The sequence below is a fragment of the Vicinamibacterales bacterium genome (assembly GCA_036012125.1).
Lineage (GTDB): Bacteria > Acidobacteriota > Vicinamibacteria > Vicinamibacterales > UBA823 > UBA11600.
In genome coordinates, this window is the sequence record DASCOS010000025.1 from 109930 (window position 1) to 131188 (window position 21259).

The window sequence follows — 21259 nt, forward strand, 5'->3', positions numbered from 1 at the left end:
ACTAACGTTCGAGCACTGCCATCAACTCAACGTGAGCCGTATTCGGGAAAAAGTCGAAGCCGTCTAACCGACGGAGACTGTAGCCCGCACCACCTAGTACGGAGAGGTCGCGTGCAAGTGTGGCAACGTCACACGAAACATAGACAAGCCGGCATGGTCCAGTGTTCGCAATCAAAACCCGCGCCTCACGCGACAGCCCGGTTCGTGGAGGGTCAATAATCCAGACGCCACGCGAACTGCGCCGCTTCCCTCGTAGGTAGCGCTCGACTGTTCGTCTCACGACGCGCACCCGTCCCCCGGCGGACTGTGCATTGGCTACCAAATCTGCCACAGAAATCGGATCGTTTTCTACGGCTGTCACATCATCCGCCCCACACGCTGCAGCTCCCAACGCAAACACACCAACCCCAGCGTAGAGGTCAACTAGGGGGCCAGGCGTGAGCTCCATAAGAACGCGCTCGACGAGCGTAGCTAGGAGAAACCGATTGCCCTGAAAAAACGCAGGTGGACGTCGACGGAGAGGAACTTCAGGCACTTGTGACAGCGACGGAAGCATCGTAGACCAAGATTCGATGATTTCTGGCTCACCGATCACGTGTTGAACTGGTTCAGCGCGTCGCACGGAGGCTGAAACTCCTCCAATGCCTGATACAGCGCCCAGTGACGAGAGTGCTGTGACATCGGCCGGTCGCTCTCGGTCTAGCCAGCAATGGATTACTCGCTGTTCACCATCGACCGACTCGGCGAGGTCAATAGCTCTGATAGTGCTGTCAGGAATGTGCGATGAAAATAAAGATTGCAAATCGCCGATAACTTTCCCAGTCTCGGTCGAAAGCTGTCCTGTCTTAGCAGCATCACATAGGTGATGCGACCCACTACGTAGAAATCCCACCCGTTTCCCTGCTACATACAAACGGGCTCGTAATCGATAACCTTGCTCAAAAGAAGGGGCGATCGTTATGTCTTTTGGAGGCGGAAGTCGCCCGATACGGGCGAACGCATCAGCAACAATTTCACGTTTCAGTGAGAGTTGCCGCGAATATGCAATATGGGAAAACACATTCCCGCCGCAGGAGGGATCGCATAACACAGGACGGCGGTCATGGTCAGCAAGAATGACCTCTTCGGTCGAGGCTACCGGCACGCCACGACGGGAGTGTGCGACCCGTGCCCGGACCCGCTCACCGGGAATTGCTCCGGACACCAATATTACACGGCCGTCGTGCCTTGCAATCATCCGGCCGCCAACAGCTGGCCGCTCAATCGCTAGCTCAAGTAGGGCTCCCGAGTCCATCTCGTAGCTCAACCGATTCAATTAGGTGGAACTCAAGCGCGGTAGGCCGAGCTGAACCCGTAAACGTTGTTCGACTGCAAGTTTGGTCGCTTCCTCGTACGCAGACTGTGACATCCTCTCTCGGAAAACACCAAGTTCCGTCGCCACTTCAGCCTCCACAGCTTTAATCGTGGGTTCGTCGGCCACGACCCGAATATCCCGCATCATGGCTCCATCTAGATTCTGGAGACTCTTGAGGAGGTCGGAACGAACAGAACCGCGTACTGTTTTCGCCTGTTCACGAAGTTCATCAAGGGCACGAACGACGCGATTCAACACAACGTGAAGGCCTGGCCAAGGCTCTGGATTCATAAGGCAAGCCGTTAGCCTCGACATCACAGTGGTCAGATGTTTTGGTAGGCTCTTAGCCGTAGCCCGACTATCATCGCGCTGGTCAACATCTATCGTGGGACCAACAGACCGCCGCCAATCATCAAATGCACGAAGCACATCGTTCTCGCAGAACTCGATATGCAATGGATACCGTCGACTACTCTTACTCTTGGCCTCATACCGTGTTACGCGCTCATCAATACCGCGCATGACTATTTTGAGTGGCAAGCCCTGTTCAGCCCAGCCGCGTACCAACTCAAAAGCTGGACCAACCAAACGGATGAGGCGACCTCGGTTCTTCTGACAGAGGTAAGTTTCAACAGCCCGACAGTATTCAGCGTAGTCACTCACTGCGACATCTTGGCACGAAAACGTTCCCAGACTATCCGGAGACCGTACAAGGTGAGTTCTGGCACGACTGCCTCTATAACTGAAGTTTGCTCAGCAACGACGGCAGCCATTCCTCCGGTCGCAACACAAATCGGTGCACCCTCACCAGACGTAGGCTCAAATTCATCGCGTAGTCGAGCCTCGATACCCTCGACCATCGCAACATATCCATAGAATAAACCTGACTGCATCGACTCGACCGTCGTTTGCCCGATGACGCGCTTGGGTTTGCAGACATCAACGCGTGGAAGCTGCGCTGCACGCTGAAATAGCGCATCAGCTGAAATGTCAACGCCTGGACAAATGACACCACCAAGATACTCACCACGCGAAGAGATGCAATCGAACGTCGTAGCAGTGCCAAAGTCGACGACGACAACCGGCCTACCGTCCACACGTCCGAAGCGCTCATAGGCAGCGATTCCATTGACAAATCGGTCGGCGCCTACTTCGCTCGGCCGCTCGTAGCGTATAGGCATACCCGCGAATACGGCGTCCTCGGCTGGCTCGACGACCTTGGTTTGGAGATCGAAGTAACGTCTGATCATCTCGGCCATTGTGCCGGTTAGTGACGGAACAACCGATGCCATGATAACGCCGTCAATCTCTGCTTTATCGAGGCCCCTCGCTTCAAAGAGATCGCTCACAAGAATACCGAGCTCATCCGCAGTGCGCTCCCGCAGCGTGGCAAGACGCCAACTTTGGGTGAGCGTTTCACCTTTGAAGACCCCAAACACGAGATTCGTATTGCCCACGTCAACCGTCAGGAGCATGTCATACCGTTCCTTAGCAGAATGGTCTTCAGGTGAGCCTTAAACCCAGCGTACCTCACCAGAAACAACCCGTTCAGTCGTTCCATTGACGCGTACCAACAACGCCCCATCAGCGTCGATGCCAGCAGTCGTGCCACGTCGCACTCCAGACGGCCCATCCAGTTCGACCGCAGAGGCAATGCTCGACGGGGACAGTGTGCGCCAACGATTCAGAATAGCATTCATCTGGCCGTCGACCATTCTTGCTCGCCATACCGACAGTGCAGCTAACACTTCAACTAGGAGGTCTTCCAATGGCACAACTTCGCCACATTCAGACTCGATTGAAGTAGCCGTATCGGACAGTGCCGACAGATTCGACGCCGCTAGCAGATTAATACCAAACCCGACCACGACGTACTCAAGACCAGTCGGCGAGGCTCCAGCTTCGGAAAGAATACCACCGAGCTTCCTAATAACACCTCGCTTAACCATTAAGTCATTCGGCCATTTGAGCACCACTGTAAGCCCTGCCCGACAGCGTATCGCTTCGACCAACGCGACGCCGCTCATCAGCGTCAATACCGGAGACAATAGTGGAGGTCGGAACACCACCGAAGCGTAAAGGCCGGCACCTTGGGGAGACAACCAAGAACGTCCGCGGCGACCTCTCCCAGCGGTCTGGGCCCCGGCAACCACAGTCGTGCCCTCTGGTGCACCAGCCAGAGCAAGTTCGATCGCCTTGTCGTTTGTTGATCCGGTTTCTTCCAGGTAGGTAACTCGCCCCACGAAACATCCGAGCCGGTCCCTATGTGTTCTAAACGCAGCCACCATTGGCACCGGTAGACCGTAGTTACTCAATGATCTGACCGCACAAGCTCAAGACTAAAGTCAACCGACGGTGCTGAATGCGTTAGCGCACCGACCGAGACGTAGTCTGCCCCCGTTGCGACCAGGCCTGGCATCCTTTTCAATGTCACGCCTCCTGATATCTCGATCTTGGCTCGGCCCCGACTACGGCGCACCACTTCACGGACATCAGCATCAGTCATGTTATCCACCAGTAACCTATCAGCACCCGCATCTAGGGCGTCGTCGGCTTCCTCGACGCTGTCAACCTCGACTTCAATCGACTTATCAAGCTTGGCCCCCCGCACCAGATCTAGCGCTACTGCCACGCCCCCAGCAAGGACAATATGGTTATCCTTGATCAAAACCCCGTCATCCAGTGCGAAGCGGTGGTTAGACCCACCTCCTACCCGTACAGCGTATTTTTCCAGCCTCCGTAACATCGGAGTCGTCTTACGCGTATCTAACACAGTCAAAACGCCCGCACTCGCACCAACAAACGCGCGCGTAAGGGTCGCTATACCAGACAGACGTTGTAGAAAATTCAGCGCAGTACGCTCGCCAGCCAAAATCGATCGCGCAGCTCCTGACAAATTAGCTACAACCTCCCCAGCGACACAGCTGTCCCCGTCAGACCGCTGGCACGTTAGCTTGACGCGGGAATCTACCTGCCTGAATACTTCAGTTACGATCTCAAGTCCAGCCAGGACGCAGGTAGACCTTGAGAGAATGCCACCTTTGGCCCAGCTGGTAGTTTCGACAATCGCTTCGCTCGTAATGTCACCAGCGCCGAGGTCTTCTTTCAGTGCGCGTTGGACAAGCTTCCGGTAGACTGCCGGCTCCAATGCTTCAGTCATTACCGGGAAAGCTCCTCCAGAAGGCGTTTGAGCTTGTCACGCTGCTTAATCAGCCCCTGAACCCGTGCCTCAGTATCAGCCACGACCTCTGGCGCTGCGCGCTCCCTGAACTTGGGATTCGCTAGCTTACTTTGGTCAGCGGCATGCTGTTTTTTAATCTTCAACAGTTCCTTCGCAACACGATTAGCTTCGTCCTGACGATTAACGATGCCGGCAAGCGGGACGTGCACCTGAAGGTCCCTGACAACCCGAACCACGGTTTCCGGGTGACGTTTTACGCGATCTTGAAACTCTACCTCGTCAAGCCCGGCGAGTCTGACGAGATGAGCTTCGCCACCGTCAAGAATCCGCTGTGACAGCTTGTCTGCACCTTCAATAAAAACCTTAATTTTCTGTGCGGGTGGCACCCCCCACTCAGCTCGAACGATGCGGATTGCAGTGATAACCTCTTGGATTAAGGTCATCTCGGCTGCAGCCGCATCATCTTTCCACTTGGCTTCCGGACCAGGAAACGCAGCGAGTGTCAGTGTTTGGTGCTGGCCATCCTGGGAACGGCCATCGCCAGGTCGCTGTGGTAACTGCTGCCAGACTTCCTCCGTTATAAACGGAATAATTGGATGGAGAAGCCTTAAGGCCCGGTCGTGAACCTCCAGTAAAACAGAAATGGCGGTCTCACGCTCTGGACCAGTTTCTTGGAGAGAAGGTTTGACTAATTCAATGTACCAGTCCGCATACTCGTGCCAGAAAAAGTGATATAGCCGGTCAGCCGCAACGTCAAAACGGAACGTTTCAAGCGCTTCACCAACTTCGGCACTTAGCTCGTTGACGCGATGTAAAATCCATCGGTGTACGAGTTCCGATGGGCGTGCAGGGGGATTTGACCTGACCTCGCCCTCTTGGAGCTGCATTAGGACAAAACGTGAAGCGTTCCACAACTTGTTAATAAACTGCCGAGAACCTCGCAGACGGCCCTCGGACAGTGAAATGTCCATGCTGGGTGATGCGAGTGCTGTCAGAGTGAATCGCAGTGCATCAGCACCGATCTCATCCATAAGTTCAAGAGGGTTTACAACGTTACCCTTAGACTTACTCATCTTTTGCCCATGGGCATCTCGCACGAGTGAAGTAATGTAGACCGTCTTGAACGGCACTTCTTGCCCGAACTTCAACCCGAACATGATCATTCGTGCAACCCAGAAAAAGATGATGTCGAGACCAGTAAGCATGAGGGTTGTGGGATAGTACCGCTCAAGATCGACCGTCCTGTCCGGCCACCCCATCGTACTGAAAGGCCAGAGCCCTGAGCTAAACCAAGTATCCAGAACATCCGTATCCTGTTGAAGTGAACCACCGCACTCACACATTCCTGGGGCCTCTTCTGCGACCACAATCTGATCGCACGAATTGCAATACCACGCAGGGATGCGGTGCCCCCACCAGAGTTGCCTTGAGATACACCAGTCGTGGATGTTAGACATCCACTCAAAATAAGTCTTCGTCCATTTCTCAGGAATAAACGTAATCTTTCCCTCTCGTACAACATCGATAGCAGGCTTAGCCAGTGGGCCAATACGTACGAACCACTGCGTCGACACGAGAGGCTCAACGACCGTACTACATCGTTGGCAGTGGCCCACGGCATGCTCGTGATCCTTGACCTCGATGAGTGCACCCTCACGGTCCAAACGATCGAGCACTGCACCACGAGCCTCTAGGACCTTTAAGCCGGTAAAAGGTCCAGCCGCATCGGTCATTCGGCCGTCTTCGTTAATTACTGACACTTGCGGAAGATCGTGACGCTGACCTATAGCGAAATCGTTGGGATCATGCGCAGGAGTCACCTTAACAGCACCAGTTCCAAACTCCTGGTCGACGACCGCATCGGCAATGATCGGAAGCTCGCGATCGAGTAGCGGCAGTCGCAAACAGCTTCCAACTTCAGACCGATACCGCTCGTCATCTGGATGAACCGCCACAGCAACATCACCCAGCATCGTCTCTGGACGCGTGGTTGCCACGGTGACAGCACCGTCGCGACCAACGTAACGGTACTGAATGTAGTAGAGCTTGCCAGTCGTATTTCGGTGAACGACCTCTAGATCAGATAACGCCGTACGACAGCGTGAGCACCAATTGACGATGTAATTGCCACGATAGATTAAACCTTCTTTATAAAGTGCAACGAACACGCGCCGAACAGCACATGATAAATTCTGATCGAGAGTGAACCGTTCGCGACTCCAGTCAACTGACGAGCCCAGGGTACGCATCTGAGTAACAATCGTCCCCTTGCTCTTGCGCGCCCAAGCCCAGACGCGCTCTTCAAATGCCTCACGCCCGAGGTCGTGTCGAGATTTACCCTCCGTTGCGAGTTGTCCCTCTACAACATTCTGGGTCGCGATACCCGCATGGTCCGTCCCCGGCAGCCACAACACATCATCTCCGTGCATTCGTCGCCACCTGGCGATGATGTCTGGCAAAGTCTGGTTTAAGGCATGGCCGATATGAAGCTGGCCAGTCACATTCGGGGGAGGCAGTACCATGCTAAACGGTGGACGATCCGATTCGGACATGGCGCGAAATGCCCCAATCGATTCCCAGAACGCATACCATTTGGGATCGACTTGGCGATGTTCAAATGTCTTGGACAGCAATACCTTAGGCATAGACGGCGTTGATCGTATCAGGCCCTAGCCTCCACCGGGCGTCGAAGTGAAGGTACTTCAACCACAAAAATCTGGGTCAGCGGGCCGATGCGGCGGGCCGAACCTGTTGCCGAATAAATTCAACGATGACCTGCATCGAGGTTCCAGGTGGAAAAATACCGGTAATCCCAATTTCGTTAAGCTTCGGCACATCGATATCAGGAATGATTCCACCAACGACCACGAGCACATCCGTGATGTCCTTCGCCTGTAACAACTCGATGACACGCGGACAGATGTGATTATGCGCTCCCGACAGGATTGAGAGGCCGATCACATCAGCATCTTCTTGCAGCGCCGCACCAACAATTTGTTCTGGCGTCTGGCGGAGTCCGGTATAAATCACCTCCATACCAGCATCACGAAGTGCTCTGGCGATGACCTTGGCTCCCCGGTCGTGCCCATCGAGTCCTGGCTTAGCTATGACGACGCGAATATTCCGCATAATGGACAACCCGCCTAGATCATCGGGGTTTCTTCATACTCACCCCAGGCGTCTCTGAGTGCATCACATATCTCGCCGAGGGTCGCGTAGGCCCTGACCGCCTCAAGCAGTGAAGGCATGAGGTTAGTCTTGCCGAGCGCAACCTCGCGTACCGCTGCGAGTGAGCGCGCTACTCTATTCGCATCCCGAGTGCGCCTCAGATCATTTAGTTTCCCAATTTGCCGCTCAGAAACGTCTTCGTTGATATATAGCGTCTCGACGCCAAGCTCCTCGTTATCTCCATGCACATTCACTCCGACTATGTCTCGCTCGCCAAGCTCCACTTGCTTCTGGAACCGATAAGCGCTCTCGGCAATTTCCCTCTGCGGAAAACCTTGCTCAATCGCCTCAACCATGCCACCAAGATCATCGATGGTTTGAAAGTACTCAACTGCACCCGCCTCCATATCAGTGGTGAGCTTCTCGAGAAAATACGAGCCCCCTAACGGGTCAACGGTGCTGGTTACCCCACTCTCATGTGCGATGATCTGCTGCGTGCGTAGCGCTAGGGTTGCCGCCTCAACGGTGGGTAAAGCGAGGGCTTCGTCTAACGAATTGGTGTGCAACGAATTTGCGCCACCCAGCACGGCAGCAAGCGCCTGAACGGCTGTTCGAATGACATTATTTCTAGGCTGCTGGGCCGTAAGTGATACACCAGCCGTCTGGGCGTGGAAGCGAAGCTTCCACGAGCGCTCGTCGCGAGCGCCAAACCGGTCCCGCATCACGTGGCTCCAAAGCTTGCGGGCCGCACGATATTTGGCGATCTCCTCGAAAAACTCGTTGTGAGCGTTGAAGAAAAAGGACATTCGAGGTGCAAATTTATCCGGATCAAGACCAGCATCAACTCCATGCTGTACATACTCGATGCCGTTCCGTAACGTGAAGGCAAGTTCTTGAAGTGCCGTCGACCCGGCCTCGCGAATGTGGTAGCCACTCACCGAGATTGTGTTCCACCTCGGCACACGCTCACCGCAAAAAGCAAAGACATCCGTGACGAGTCGCATCGATGGGCCCGGAGGATAAATGTACTCCTTCTGCGCAATGTACTCTTTGAGAATGTCGTTCTGAATTGTGCCGGAAAGTTTCTGCCAGTCCACACCCTGCTGTTCAGCAACCACTAAGTACATTGCCAGGAGCATTGCTGCAGGCGAGTTGATCGTCATCGACGTTGTGATCGCAGACAGTGGAATATTGTCGAATAGACGTTCCATGTCAGCCAACGAAGCAACGCTGACGCCACATTTACCAACTTCACCTAGCGATAACGGATGATCAGGATCTCGCCCCATGAGCGTTGGTAAGTCGAATGCCACGCTTAAACCGGTACCACCGGCTGCGAGTAGTTGTCGGTAACGCTCATTCGTCTCTTCAGGCGTACTAAAGCCGGCAAACTGACGCATCGTCCACATCTTGCCGGCGTAACCATTCTGATGAATTCCACGAGTGTACGGGAATTGACCCGGGTCATTCAGATCGCGGACATAATCGACCGCCTCGATGTGTGACGGGTCATATACCGGTTCGATCGGCACACCAGAAATCGTACGAATGTGCTCCGGACGCTGCACCTTCGAAGCAGATGGAATGCCCTTGGACATCTTGGTTTCAGCGGAACGCACGGTTGCAACGGTTAGCTATTGAACGGAGGCTCATGCGAATTCAGCAAACTCCAGTCGAAAACCACCACACCAAACTCAGCAGCACCAAGGTTTTCGAAGCCAGTCTCGACGCGATGCCGAGGCATCAAGCGTCGTTCAGCCAAGCATAGGCACTAGAGGAGTTTAAATCAACGGCGACCGGGTTACCGATCGTTAGGCCTACGCATAACGACATCCATTAGAGTCAAACCGCCGGTTTTAGAATGACGCCGCTGTGTTTTTGGCCATTCATCTTCACAACAATTGGTGACGAACATCGAACATGGCGAACGTAGTGCAATTCAGTCGTTGACGGTTGGGCCAATAGCCACTTCCAATCGATGAACCCCTCACCCGCCTGCGGATTGACCGTGAAGTAGCCAATCTGGCTTGCCGTAATGTTCTGGAAAAAATGGGAACCCTGCGACGGCGTAATGGCCATGTCCTCGAATCCCGCCTCTACAATGATACGAGCACCAGAAATCTGATCCCATCTCACTGGAATTCCTAGGTGTGGGTTTCTAGAACCCCAACGGCCCAAGCCAAGAAGAATGTAAGGCTTTCCCTCATCCGCAAGGACTGCATTGAGTCGCATGATCTCCTCTGCAACCTCCCTTGTCTTTAATCGGTCGAAGTTTTCCACATTGACCACAACCAGATCACAAACATGCTCAACCAGCCCGTGCCCGAGTACGGCGTCACTCGCGCACACCAAATCTTCGCGGTCGACGTCACCTATTTCCAGTTCGCTAAATTCTCGCGATAAGGCTAGAGGTCGGAGCTGTAGAAACGCAAACTCTCTTGGTTGGTCATCAGAGGGCTGTAAATTACAGGCAAACTCTATCTCCACCGGCCCACCGGTGGCACCTCTGCCGACCTCGAGTAAAGACTGTAGAAGCGGCGCCAATGGAAAAATCTTGTGCTTCAATATCGGAGCAAAACTCACAAGTCGGATGCCCGGCCGAGCAATGTCATCGTAGATCGTGTCGTTCTCCGGTGAGAAGGTTGATCCAACAAACTGGAGGCTCCCATCCCGCTCAGCGACATCCAACTCCATTTGCTGTAGCTCTGTAGATAAACCGTCCGTCTCAGAGTTTTCACGCTGTCCAAGCCGAAGTGCGTAGAACGACCGCTGCGAGTTGCGTAACGTGTCATCAACCGAGGAAAACTGCACGACCTGCTGAGGGTGCGCTGGAGAGAAGCGGAAGCAAGCCTCTCCATCGACCACAGTGGCGCCAAAACCTAACGCAACGGCAGCAATACCGTCCTCCGCGGCGATCGGCGCGATCGGATAGAAATTGTGTGACCGTGCTACGCCGGCGATGTCCGGATAGAAACGATTAGCGTGGTGGACACCCGTCAACTTCTGGATAACCACCGCCATCTTCTCTTCTTCAAGACGATACGGCGACGCATTCAAATACAGTTTCGAACTCTGTCGGAACATCGAGAGATACACTGCCTTCACTGCATCAAGCAGCCGACGAACTCGATCAGGTTCGTCGTTTGGCAACATTACCGTCTCGTAGACGCCCGCGAACGGCTGGTAAGGCGAGTCTTCCAGTAGACTCGATGATCGGACGGCCAGAGGATAGTTCATCAACTGAGCAAGATCGGCCAGCTGCTGCTGAATCGTCGCCGGAAACCCAGCAGATCTAAAGCGCTCGGCTAATGCGTCATCATCGCCGCACTCGATGGCGAAGTCCCGCAACTCATTCGCCTCAAGGAATTGATCGAAGACTTCTGTCGCCAGAATGACAGACGGTGGCACGCCAATGCGGATACCTGGAAATTTCGATTCAAGACGTTCATCAGCAAGGAGTGCATTAGCAAAGGCAAGCCCACGGCCCTTTCCACCGAGTGACCCGGCGCCGATCCGTCCAAAGGTTCGCACCGGATCAAAGTGATCACGAGCAAAATCAGCCACAATGCCACGGTGCCGCTGCTCGTTGTAGTCATGGATTGCTTGGACCAATACGTCCCGCAAACCCTCTACCGTTTCATAATCGGAAAGCTTACGGGGCCGCAAGAAGTGCGCGAGGTCAAATTCGGTACGTGCCTTCAACCACCGTGAAAAATGATTCCTTGCACCGTGAAACGCCACGCTCTCAGCAGGCGCCTCCCGCAATTGCGTTTCAAGTTGGCGAAGATCCTTCGCCACTGACACAATCGAACCATCCGGTCGACGGAAAACAAAATCACCAAAGCCGAAACCTTCCGTCATAAACTCCCGAAGATTGTTTAATAGAAACGGGGACTCCTTTCGCACATAAGAGACATTAGCGGCTTTGGCTCGTGACACATGGTCCGACGAGCCAGAACCAGATTGCAACATAATTGGCACGTCTGGCTGAAACGCACGTACTTGCTCTGCAAAATCAAATCCAGCCTCAGAATCAATCACCCCGCCCTTCGGAAACGCAACATCGGAAATCACCCCGAGCACGTCTGACTGATATCGCTCGAAGAACTCCCAGGCTTCCTCATAGGAGGTAGACAGTAGAATTTTCGGCCGTGCCTGAATACGTATCAACTTGTCTGCCCGATTCATCCCATCAGGAAGCAGATTCTGTGTATGACGGACGAGTTCGGTATAGATAACAGGTAGAAAAGATGAATAATAACGACGGCTATTTTCGATGACGATGATCGCCTGGACACCCATCTCGCCGGTGTCTCGAGAAACGTTCATCCGATCCTCAACATACTTTACGATGGCCAGTAGAATCCGAACATCGCCTTGCCACACGAAGACCTTATTGACCGTTGACAGTGCAGACGCTTGAGCAAAACTGTCCAGGTCTCTCGTGTCGTAAGCCAAGCCGATCACCGACGTCTTCAGGCCTGCTTTTACAATTTCTTCTGCGAGTTCCTCAGCGCTCATATCGCCGACATGTGGCGATGTGATAATTAGGTTGTATCGACTTTCGTCACGGGCCAGAGCTAGAGCCTCGGTACCAGTGGAAACGCGTTGTAAACGCGGGGTGTGATGTAAATCGAGGTCGAGGAACTCAGTGAGCATTACCTCGCTAAGACGACCATCTTCAGCGAGAATAAACGAATCGTAAAGCGTCGAAACGAGAATAATATTATTGACGCGATAGAGTCCGATTTCCTGAAAGCTACGCAGCCGGTTCCCTGAACCGAACGACAGATTGTCCGGCCGTTCATCGGACATAGTAAGAACCGCCTCACGCAATGCCCTGAACAACCAACTTCCATCACTGGCCGTCCAGAGTACGCGCTAAAAAATGTGTCGACTTCGATTCACGCCTATACTAGGCCCTGGTCTAGCATAGCGTCGGCGACCTTCACGAAGCCGGCAGTATTAGCACCCATAACGTAATTACCTGGATCGCCAAAATGTTCCGCGGTTTGATGGCAGGCCTTGTGAACCGCTTTCATAATTTTCTGCAAGCGTGCATCGACTTCTTCGCGGGTCCAACTCGTCCGAAGACTGTTTTGAGTCATTTCAAGCCCTGAGGTCGCCACGCCACCCGCATTGGCCGCCTTTCCTGGCCCGTACAGGATTCCAGCGTCAAGGAACTGTTTTACACCTTCAAGCGTAACCGGCATATTGGCACCTTCAGACACAACAGCGACTCCATTGTGCAGTAGGTTGCCAACATCTGTACCGTTGATTTCATTCTGCGTTGCACATGGGAACGCACAATCGGCTTGGTGATTCCAAAGGGGGTTATGATCAAGCGAAGCATCGACAGGGGTGAAGACGGCGTTGGAATAATTCTCAGCATACTCCCCAATCCGACCACGTCTAACGTTCTTCAACTCTTTCACGAACTTCAATCGTTCCTGGTCAATACCCGATTCGTCATAGATGTAACCACTTGAATCGGACAACGTCACAGGTTTAGCACCAAGCTCCAGCAGTTTTTCGACAGTGTACTGCGCGACGTTACCACTCCCCGAGACCAAGCACACTTTGCCATTAAGTGTTTCACTGCGTGTCGCCAACATCTCCGCAGCGAAGTAAACAGTGCCATAGCCCGTTGCCTCTGGACGGATTAGTGAGCCTCCCCAATTCAACCCCTTACCCGTTAGAACACCCGTGAACTCGTTTCGCAAACGCTTATACTGACCAAATAAAAACCCAATCTCACGACCACCCACACCAATATCACCGGCCGGAACATCCGTGTCAGCACCAATGTGGCGGTGTAACTCGGTCATGAAGCTTTGGCAAAACCTCATAACCTCAGAGTCACTTTTTCCCTTTGGATCGAAGTCTGAACCACCCTTACCACCTCCCATGGGAAGCGTGGTCAAAGAATTCTTAAAGATCTGTTCGAATGCGAGAAACTTGAGAATGCCAAGATTTACCGACGGGTGAAAGCGTAGCCCACCCTTATAGGGACCTATCGCGCTATTCATTTCGACGCGAAAACCGCGATTAACGTGGACCTCACTCCGATCGTCTTGCCAGGGAACTCGAAACATTACAACCCGTTCCGGTTCAAGGATCCGTTCTAGAATCTTGGCACTACGGTAATCGGTTCGCGATGCCAGCACAGGACCGAGCGATTCGACCACTTCACCAACCGCCTGATGGAATTCAGACTCAGCTGGATTCTTGGCTACAACCTCAGACATCACGTCAGCGATATAGCCTGACATTCCTGAATCCGCTCCCACGTCCCTCGTCACCATGAATCATCCTCCTCTTACAAATAGCCCTAATCAGCGACAAACCTTATATAAGCACCCCTCACTGGAGCGACAACCCGTCAATATATCACGGACTTCTGTGTGATAAGGATGCGTAAGCTGAGAGTTTGGGCCAGAAAATAATAAGTTCAAATCCTGCCCCCCATACCCAAAGAAGCTCGCCGCTTAGAATCTGGAATCAGCCAGTTACCCTCATGGCGAGGAGTTGTTTATCCGTTGCGTCTCCAACGGTCGCCGTCAGCTCGATCAGATACTCGCCTGGTGCCAAACTTGAGAGCGGTAGGTCGAGCACGTAAGTTGAGGCAGCCGCCGGTGAGGGCTGAACTGGTAAATCCGCCATTGACTGACCACCGCGATTAAGAAGTTTAGCGGCCACATTCGGCTCGGACGAGCCCCGACTGTAGGCCTCAACACGGACCAACAGACGGTCGGTTCGCCTAAACTCGCGACCAGCTTCGGGTATCGGGTCAGGGTCGGCTCGCAACTGACGCATCTCGAAAGCATTCTGCGCGCGAAACACCATCACTGACCCAAGCGATAGGTCAGTTGCCGTAAAATCCGGCACGACAAGGGTCATGACGTTATCGTCAATCACCTGCTCGCTCACTCCGAGAACTGATATATCGAGACGTAAAGGCCCTGGTTCAGCCTCAAAAACCAACTGTTCAGGCTCAGCCATCCCACCGTCCGTAAGAACCGAGGGACTACTGGGAACCTCACCCTGAAAGAAGACCGTCCCGCCATCTCCACTAGCGGATAACCCGACCTGCACAGGCTCGTCTCGTCGCTGTCCGGGAACCCGAGGTGCTGGCCGCCAGACAAACCTCACCTGTGTAAGCCCATCGTCACCCCTGGTCATACCAATCCACGTCTGCACGAACCGCTGATTCCGCCGGGCGGTCAACAATGCAAGTGCTGTGTCAACTTCCGACGGTGGCTCAGGCGAAGAGCCAGAATCCTCGAGCCGGTTCACATCCTCTGGGGATAGCGCCCAAAATCCAGGGCGCGCGCGCACCTCGACGTCACGCCCAGGCACTCGCACCTCAATCCTATGAAACTCACCGTCAGCTGGCATCTCCCTTGAGTTGTAACCGAGAAGATAATAGGTGCTTGCATCCCTAACCGCGCGCTGAAGACCTTCAGTGGGGTCGTTTTGATTCACGATCGCGTAGCCGTCTGTCGTGTCAGAGATCGATCGCAGGGTGCCAATCATGGCGCCCATCATCTCCCGGTCCGTGGTAAACCCGACCCCTTCATCCATACCAAACTCGAATGATGCAAGGCCCCGAGGATCCAGCGAGTAGATCGAGGTATTCGCTCGGTTTGCAGTATCAAACAGACGCTGTAAATCAGTCTGCAACGTAAGGTCCGCAGTCATCTGCATCGCCTGCTCCCGAGGATTACCACTCCCTACAAAAGGGTTCCGCATTCGGGGATCGGTAAACTGCGTTGCGTTGACGCCTCGTAACTGCGGAGGGAGAATATTGGTGAAACCTTCGCTTACCAAGATCAACGACTTCCGGCCCTCCCGCAGACCTCCGAGGCGAGTAATCAGTGCTCGGAGACCCGTCAATGACACTTCGTTCCTGATCTGCTCGATCGTCGAGGGAGACGCGTGCATATAACTAGCCTCGAACCGGTTTTGTGGTTCGTAGTCATACTTGCGCCCCAGAAAATCTTCAATCGTCGCCACCACAGCTTCGTGATCACGAGTCATCTGCACGGCGTCTAATGGTGTGAGGGGATACATGACACCGATCATGTCAGTCGGCGCCAGTGTACGGATAAACTTGATTATCGGCTCGCGGATTCGCAGGCTCGCGCCCTGACGCACGTGGTAATCATCAAGATAGATGGCAAACAGGCGCACGTCAGACCGTGCCGCTTCACGCTCCTCGTCGAACCTACTACGAATCGGCCGAACAGGTTCATCCGAAATGGTGGCAGGTGTAATCCGAACAAGCTGAAAAGTCTCGACGGTCTGTTGTAAATCATCCTCGTAGACTTCGAAGTCTTCGGCTGTCAGGTCAACGACGGGGTCATCGTTCTTATCGGTAACGATGACGTCGACCCTAACAAAGTTAATTCCGGCACGAAACACCGGCTGCTGAGGTGCGTCCTGCTCAGCCTGTTCCTGCTGTGACGCCGCTTGACCCGGACCACCCAGACAGACCGTAAGCACTAGCACGACTGTCAGCAACAACCACCGTCTCATCGATCACTACCTTCGCGATCGTCCGCACTTAGCCAGATCACCAGCACGCTCCTGAGAAATATGACGACATGATAGCATCTTCGGACTGGCCGGCCGACGCGTGATGCGTAACGGCTCTCGGGTTTCCAACGGAACGAGTCGGACTCCTGCCCATGACACCAAACACTCCACGGGCGCTTACCACGCTTACGGAAGACGAATTACTTCTTCGCGAAAGCGTTCGTGCCTTCGCTGACACCGAAATACGGCCACAAGTGCACGAGATGGATAACCGTCAGACTATTCCGAGGTCTTTGCTTGACGCTCTGTTCGCCTTGGGTGTCATGGGCGTAGAGATTCCTAATGAATTCGGTGGCGGTAACGCGAGCCTTTTTCACTCCGTTCTTGCTGTTGAAGCACTCTCGCGAGTCGATCCGTCGATTGGGGTCCTAGTCGACGTGCAGAACACACTCGTTATCAACGCTGTGCTTCGGTGGGGTGATGACGCGCTCAAATCAAGGTACCTTCCAAGGCTCGCATCGGACACGATTGGAGCTTATGCGCTCTCTGAGGCTTCTTCCGGAAGCGATGCGTTCGCCCTGAAAACCCGCGCCGTCCGACATAACAAGGACTTCGAACTCACCGGTCGGAAGCTCTGGATCACCAATGCTGCCGAGGCCGAACTCTTCATCGTATTTGCCAACGTGAATCCCAGCGCCGGTTACCGTGGCATTACGGCATTCATCGTAGAGCGTCGAACACCCGGGCTCACCGTTGGTAAGAAAGAGGATAAACTCGGGATTAGAGCAAGTAGTACTTGTGAATTGATTCTTGATGGTTGTTGCGTACCTGCCACTCAGGTGCTCGGCGAAGTTGGCAAGGGTTACAAGGTCGCCATCGAAACACTGAACGAGGGCCGTATTGGGATTGGTGCACAAATGATCGGATTGTCCGACGGAGCGCTTGGACATGCGATCGCCTACACGAAGGAACGAAAACAGTTTGGACAACCTATAGCGGACTTCCAAGGCGTCCAGTTCCAGCTGGCTAGAGCTGCAACCGATCTTGAAGTAGCGCGCCTTGCTGTATATAACGCAGCCCGACTACGCGATGCCGGCAAACCATTTCGGACAGAAGCCGCAATCTGTAAGCTATTTTCATCGGAGGTCGCAGAACGAGTCACGTCTCTCGCCGTGCAACTCTACGGCGGCTACGGCTATGTGAGGGACTACCCGGTCGAAAAACTTTACCGCGACGCCAAGATCGGTCAGATCTACGAAGGAACATCAAATCTACAGCTACAGACAATTGCAAAGCAAATTCTTGAAAAATGATATTGCGATTTATTCCCTGAGCCTTCTTTGAAGGAGTCGGGCGCCAGCATGTGTTGCCCTAAACACAGACAATGTGGGGATAAGCTAGCTAAGATTCACTTGTAAGTTTTGCGAAGACTGGCTTGAGTCTTTTAAGTGTTTCCTCAAGTGACTCGGGTAGAACACGCGATTCCCCCACCGAAGTCATAAAATTCGTATCACCTTCCCACCGTGGCACAACGTGCAGGTGAATGTGGTCAGCGATCCCCGCGCCTCCAGCCTGCCCCATGTTAATCCCAACATTCATGCCTTGGGGCTGGTACGCCTCAACGAGTACCAACTCGGAGAGACAAGTCAATTCCATGAGTTCAGCGCGTTCTTCAAGTGATGTTTCGGCTAGACTCGCTACGTGCCGTGACGGCACGATCATCAAATGACCGTTGTTGTAGGGGTATAGATTGAGAGTGACGTAACAGGTGTTACCACGAAACACAACGAGCGACGACTCATCCCCATCGGTGAGGGCCTCACAGAACACACAGCCTTGAGGACGCTCGGCGCCCGACACGTAAGCTAATCTCCAGGGAGACCAAAGCCGATCCACGGAAAAACAAGACAATGTCGACGCCGCAGGGGCCAGCGTCGGGGTTAATATCGAGACGACGTCGAATCCACCTCAGATACCGACGGTGCACTCTGTGGAACAGAATCTACGGACTGGTTAATAAGTTCCTTCAGCTCCTTGCCGGGCTTAAAGTAAGGCACTTTCTTCGGCGGCACATCGACTTTATCACCGGTCTTAGGATTACGCCCCTTCCGTGGTTCGCGTTGGCGGAGCCTAAAACTACCGAACCCACGTAACTCAATTTTCTCGGCGCGATGCAACGCGGTAATGATGCTCTCAAAAACCGTGTCGACGATAACTTCAGAATGCTTTTTCGTGAGATCAGACGCCTGAGAGACCTCTTCGACAAGCTCCGCCTTGGTCATATTGCCCCCCACTCACCGTACGGTAGCCGCACGTCGCTCGCGGTGGCGATTGACATTCTCACTGGCTCCGTTTCATGTGATCACCAAGAGTCACCTCCGGTGAACCACTAGAAGTACTGTAGTCTTCCCAATCGTGCTCTTCACCGGACTTCAGCGCACGAATACTCAAACCAATTTTCCGATCGGTTGGACTCAACTTAATGATTCTCATCGCATAGGACTGACCTACCTGAAGCTCAACCTTATCCTCACCGTGGGTATCATCGAATTCCGACACATGGATGAGTCCTTCGATACCATCAACGAGCTTCACAAATGCACCAAAGTTCGTCATTCGCACTATCTCACCATCGACCACCTCACCGGCTTTATGATTCGCAAAAAACTCGTCCCAGGCATCAGTGGATAATTGCTTAAGGCCTAGTGATAAACGCTGGTTCTCAGCATCTACATTCAGCACCACGACCTCAACCTCATCACCTTTCTTCAACGCCTCGGATGGATGTTTTAAATGCTTATCCCAAGACATGTCAGAGATATGGATGAGTCCATCAATGCCCTCCTCGACCTCAACGAACGCTCCAAACTCGGTGAGGTTACGAACCGCGCCAGTAATTTTCCCACCCACTGGATATTTCTCAACGAGCTCAAGCCAGGGATTTGCGCCTGCCTGCTTTAACCCTAAAGAAATTCGACGCGCTTGCGAATCGACGCCAAGCACCATCGTTTCCACAGAGTCACCAACGCTAAGTATCTTCGACGGATGCTTTATGCGCTTACTCCAGGATATCTCAGAGACATGAATCAATCCCTCAATTCCAGGTTCCAGTTCCACAAACGCACCGTAGTCAGTGAGGCTAACGACTTTACCACTGACTCGGTTACCTGCCGGATACTGGTCGCCCACAGATGTCCAAGGATCTGGAGCCAATTGCTTGTAACCCAAAGACACCCGCTCAGTCTCCAGATCAAACTTAAGCACGATCACATCAGCTTCGTCGCCAACCTTGAACAGCTCTGACGGATGCGACACGCGGCCCCACGACATGTCTGTGATGTGGAGAAGGCCGTCGATGCCCCCTAGATCGATAAACGCCCCGTAATCTGTAATATTCTTGACAACGCCGTGCAGTACCTTGCCTTCGGAAAGCTTGGTCAGTGTTTCGGTCTTCTTTTCCGCGTTCTCTTCTTCAAGGAGCGCTTTCCGTGACAGCACGATGTTACCGCGCTTCTTATTAACCTTGATCACACGCATGCGAAGCTCTTGACCTCGTAAAGAATCAAGGTTCCTTACCGGACGCACGTCTATCTGCGAACCTGGAAGAAAAGCACGAACGCCGATATCCACAGCAAGACCACCCTTGATCCGCTCGATGACGCGACCGATTACGACCTTGCGCTCGGCATAGGCCGTTTCGACCTCGTCCCAGATTTTCATCTTCTCGGCATTTTCACGCGAGAGGACTACATGGCCATTACGGTCTTCGGTGCGTTCGAGCAGCACATCGACCAAGTCGCCAGCTTGGACCGTCACTTCACCATTTTCGTTACGGAATTCGTCGACAGAGATCATCCCTTCAGACTTGTAGCCAACATCGACGACTACTTCCGAATCAGATACTTTGAGAACAGTACCTTTGACAACTTCACCTTCAGCGATATTCCGAAAACTGCTATCGTAAAGTTCAACTAAACGAGCATATTCCTGAGGGTCCATCGCCGGTTCATCTGTCTGAACGGTATCCCCACCGGAGTCCAAGGCCGCCTTACTGTCATCTCCTGACTTGGGTTCTATCTTGACTGTCTCATCCGCAATCGCCATCTATATTCCGATCCTCCTAACATGAGAATATCCCGGCGGCCACCTTACACATTACGCGACACCACACGCTCAGCGAGGGTCACCAACTTCGGCATAAGATACAGACTGTACGATACTTAGCGCTCGTCAGTCAAGCAGCCAGCACGTTCAAAACAAAGGTTAGTGGAAGAAAATTCAGGGCACAACTCAACGAAAAAACGATGGCCAATTCCGGTGAGCTAGCGTTCGTCCTTGGACACCGAGGCGCCTAGTTTGAAACGGACCAGTGACAAAACTCGCTTCACTACATCATCAATTGGTATACCCGTGGTGTCGATACGTTCTGCATCCAATGCGAGTTTCAGCGGTGAAACTTCACGTGTTCGATCAGAGGCATCTCGTGCTTCAAGTGCACTCGCTACGCCAACTAGGTCAGCATTTCGACTACTGGTGTGTGCACAATCAGCTGCTCGACGGCGGGCTCTTTCTGAAGGCGTAGCATCTAGATAAATCTTGACCGCGGCCTCAGGAAAGACGACAGTTCCAATGTCTCGCCCTTCCATCACAAGCTTCCCAGGCTCGCCAATGGCGCGCTGCCGTCCAACAAGCACCTGCCGAACAGCCAGAATTCGAGCCACTAATGCCGCTGCGACGTCGGTTTCCGGTGTTCGGATCAACTCAGTCACGTCATGCCCGCTGACGACCATACGGTCACCATCCAGGTCAAACTCGGCCGATCGAGCCACGGTTTCAACGGCTGACTCGTCAGCTAAATCAATACCATTGTAGGTTGCCAGCCAAGCAACCGCTCGGTACATCGCACCAGTATCGACATGTCGGTAGCCAAGTTCGTGCGCGAGCGCGCGCGCTACCGTTCCCTTTCCAGCACCCGATGGCCCGTCAATCGCAATAATAGTTTCGTTTTTCGGCATTGA

The 21259-nt window shown here is 53.4% G+C and carries 15 protein-coding genes and 1 pseudogene; 1 reads left to right on the top strand and 15 read right to left on the bottom strand.

The window, feature by feature from the left end; genetic code table 11:
* Nucleotide 1 precedes the first annotated feature (1 nt).
* From QGH09_09040 to QGH09_09090, 11 genes are all read right to left on the bottom strand, one after another.
* Entirely contained in the window at nt 2-1294 is a 1293-nt protein-coding gene (locus QGH09_09040; protein HJO18328.1) for an RsmD family RNA methyltransferase, read from the bottom strand.
* A 21-nt stretch (nt 1295-1315) separates the two neighbouring features.
* Nucleotides 1316-2017, bottom strand: coding sequence for a hypothetical protein (locus tag QGH09_09045; protein ID HJO18329.1), 702 nt, complete (start codon nt 2015-2017; stop codon nt 1316-1318).
* Nucleotides 2014-2829, bottom strand: coding sequence for a type III pantothenate kinase (locus QGH09_09050; protein ID HJO18330.1), 816 nt, complete (start codon nt 2827-2829; stop codon nt 2014-2016). The genes QGH09_09045 and QGH09_09050 overlap by 4 nt, the downstream gene beginning before the upstream one ends.
* Before the next feature lie 39 nt (nt 2830-2868).
* A complete protein-coding gene (locus QGH09_09055) occupies nt 2869-3669 on the bottom strand; it encodes a biotin--[acetyl-CoA-carboxylase] ligase (GenBank protein HJO18331.1) in 801 nt (266 codons plus the stop codon).
* Nucleotides 3666-4514, bottom strand: coding sequence for a carboxylating nicotinate-nucleotide diphosphorylase (gene nadC, locus QGH09_09060; protein ID HJO18332.1), 849 nt, complete (start codon nt 4512-4514; stop codon nt 3666-3668). The genes QGH09_09055 and nadC overlap by 4 nt, the downstream gene beginning before the upstream one ends.
* Nucleotides 4514-7180: a valine--tRNA ligase gene (locus QGH09_09065; protein HJO18333.1), complete on the bottom strand. Its 2667-nt coding sequence runs from the start codon at nt 7178-7180 to the stop codon at nt 4514-4516. The genes nadC and QGH09_09065 overlap by 1 nt, the downstream gene beginning before the upstream one ends.
* A 76-nt stretch (nt 7181-7256) precedes the next feature.
* Nucleotides 7257-7664, bottom strand: coding sequence for a cobalamin B12-binding domain-containing protein (locus QGH09_09070; protein HJO18334.1), 408 nt, complete (start codon nt 7662-7664; stop codon nt 7257-7259).
* Between the two features lie 14 nt (nt 7665-7678).
* Nucleotides 7679-9301, bottom strand: coding sequence for a methylmalonyl-CoA mutase family protein (locus QGH09_09075; GenBank protein ID HJO18335.1), 1623 nt, complete (start codon nt 9299-9301; stop codon nt 7679-7681).
* Nucleotides 9302-9545: 244 nt separating this feature from the next.
* The gene (locus QGH09_09080) at nt 9546-12518 is read right to left on the bottom strand and encodes a PEP/pyruvate-binding domain-containing protein (protein HJO18336.1); all 2973 of its coding nucleotides are present in this window, start codon (nt 12516-12518) and stop codon (nt 9546-9548) included.
* 95 nt (nt 12519-12613) lie between these two features.
* Entirely contained in the window at nt 12614-14008 is a 1395-nt protein-coding gene (gene gdhA / locus QGH09_09085) for an NADP-specific glutamate dehydrogenase (protein ID HJO18337.1), read from the bottom strand.
* Between the two features lie 196 nt (nt 14009-14204).
* Complete coding sequence (locus tag QGH09_09090; GenBank protein HJO18338.1) at nt 14205-16241, bottom strand: VWA domain-containing protein; 2037 nt, start codon at nt 16239-16241, stop codon at nt 14205-14207.
* Between the two features lie 152 nt (nt 16242-16393).
* Here QGH09_09090 and QGH09_09095 point away from each other — a divergent pair, with 152 nt between their 5' ends.
* On the top strand, nt 16394-17554 hold the full coding sequence (locus QGH09_09095) for an acyl-CoA dehydrogenase family protein (GenBank protein ID HJO18339.1): 1161 nt from the start codon (nt 16394-16396) through the stop codon (nt 17552-17554).
* Nucleotides 17555-17642: 88 nt separating this feature from the next.
* Here the strand turns inward: QGH09_09095 and QGH09_09100 are convergent, their stop codons facing one another.
* The 4 genes and pseudogenes from QGH09_09100 to cmk form a co-directional block, all read right to left on the bottom strand.
* The gene (locus QGH09_09100) at nt 17643-18101 is read right to left on the bottom strand and encodes an HIT domain-containing protein (GenBank protein ID HJO18340.1); all 459 of its coding nucleotides are present in this window, start codon (nt 18099-18101) and stop codon (nt 17643-17645) included.
* Nucleotides 18102-18256: 155 nt separating this feature from the next.
* Nucleotides 18257-18523 (bottom strand): annotated as a pseudogene (locus QGH09_09105) (HU family DNA-binding protein).
* A 58-nt stretch (nt 18524-18581) separates the two neighbouring features.
* On the bottom strand, nt 18582-20345 hold the full coding sequence (locus tag QGH09_09110; protein ID HJO18341.1) for a 30S ribosomal protein S1: 1764 nt from the start codon (nt 20343-20345) through the stop codon (nt 18582-18584).
* Between the two features lie 218 nt (nt 20346-20563).
* A complete protein-coding gene (gene cmk / locus QGH09_09115; GenBank protein HJO18342.1) occupies nt 20564-21256 on the bottom strand; it encodes a (d)CMP kinase in 693 nt (230 codons plus the stop codon).
* Between the last annotated feature and the right edge of the window lie 3 nt (nt 21257-21259).

Coding starts and splice junctions, on each gene's coding strand:
- QGH09_09070 (HJO18334.1), bottom strand. CDS start 7,664: ATGCGGAATATTCGCGTCGTCATAGCTAAGCCAGGACTCGATGGGCAC.
- QGH09_09090 (HJO18338.1), bottom strand. CDS start 16,241: ATGAGACGGTGGTTGTTGCTGACAGTCGTGCTAGTGCTTACGGTCTGT.
- cmk (HJO18342.1), bottom strand. CDS start 21,256: ATGCCGAAAAACGAAACTATTATTGCGATTGACGGGCCATCGGGTGCT.
- QGH09_09040 (HJO18328.1), bottom strand. CDS start 1,294: ATGGACTCGGGAGCCCTACTTGAGCTAGCGATTGAGCGGCCAGCTGTT.
- gdhA (HJO18337.1), bottom strand. CDS start 14,008: ATGGTGACGAGGGACGTGGGAGCGGATTCAGGAATGTCAGGCTATATC.
- QGH09_09110 (HJO18341.1), bottom strand. CDS start 20,345: ATGGCGATTGCGGATGAGACAGTCAAGATAGAACCCAAGTCAGGAGAT.
- QGH09_09075 (HJO18335.1), bottom strand. CDS start 9,301: ATGTCCAAGGGCATTCCATCTGCTTCGAAGGTGCAGCGTCCGGAGCAC.
- QGH09_09065 (HJO18333.1), bottom strand. CDS start 7,180: ATGCCTAAGGTATTGCTGTCCAAGACATTTGAACATCGCCAAGTCGAT.
- QGH09_09080 (HJO18336.1), bottom strand. CDS start 12,518: ATGTCCGATGAACGGCCGGACAATCTGTCGTTCGGTTCAGGGAACCGG.
- nadC (HJO18332.1), bottom strand. CDS start 4,514: ATGACTGAAGCATTGGAGCCGGCAGTCTACCGGAAGCTTGTCCAACGC.
- QGH09_09095 (HJO18339.1), top strand. CDS start 16,394: ATGACACCAAACACTCCACGGGCGCTTACCACGCTTACGGAAGACGAA.
- QGH09_09050 (HJO18330.1), bottom strand. CDS start 2,829: ATGCTCCTGACGGTTGACGTGGGCAATACGAATCTCGTGTTTGGGGTC.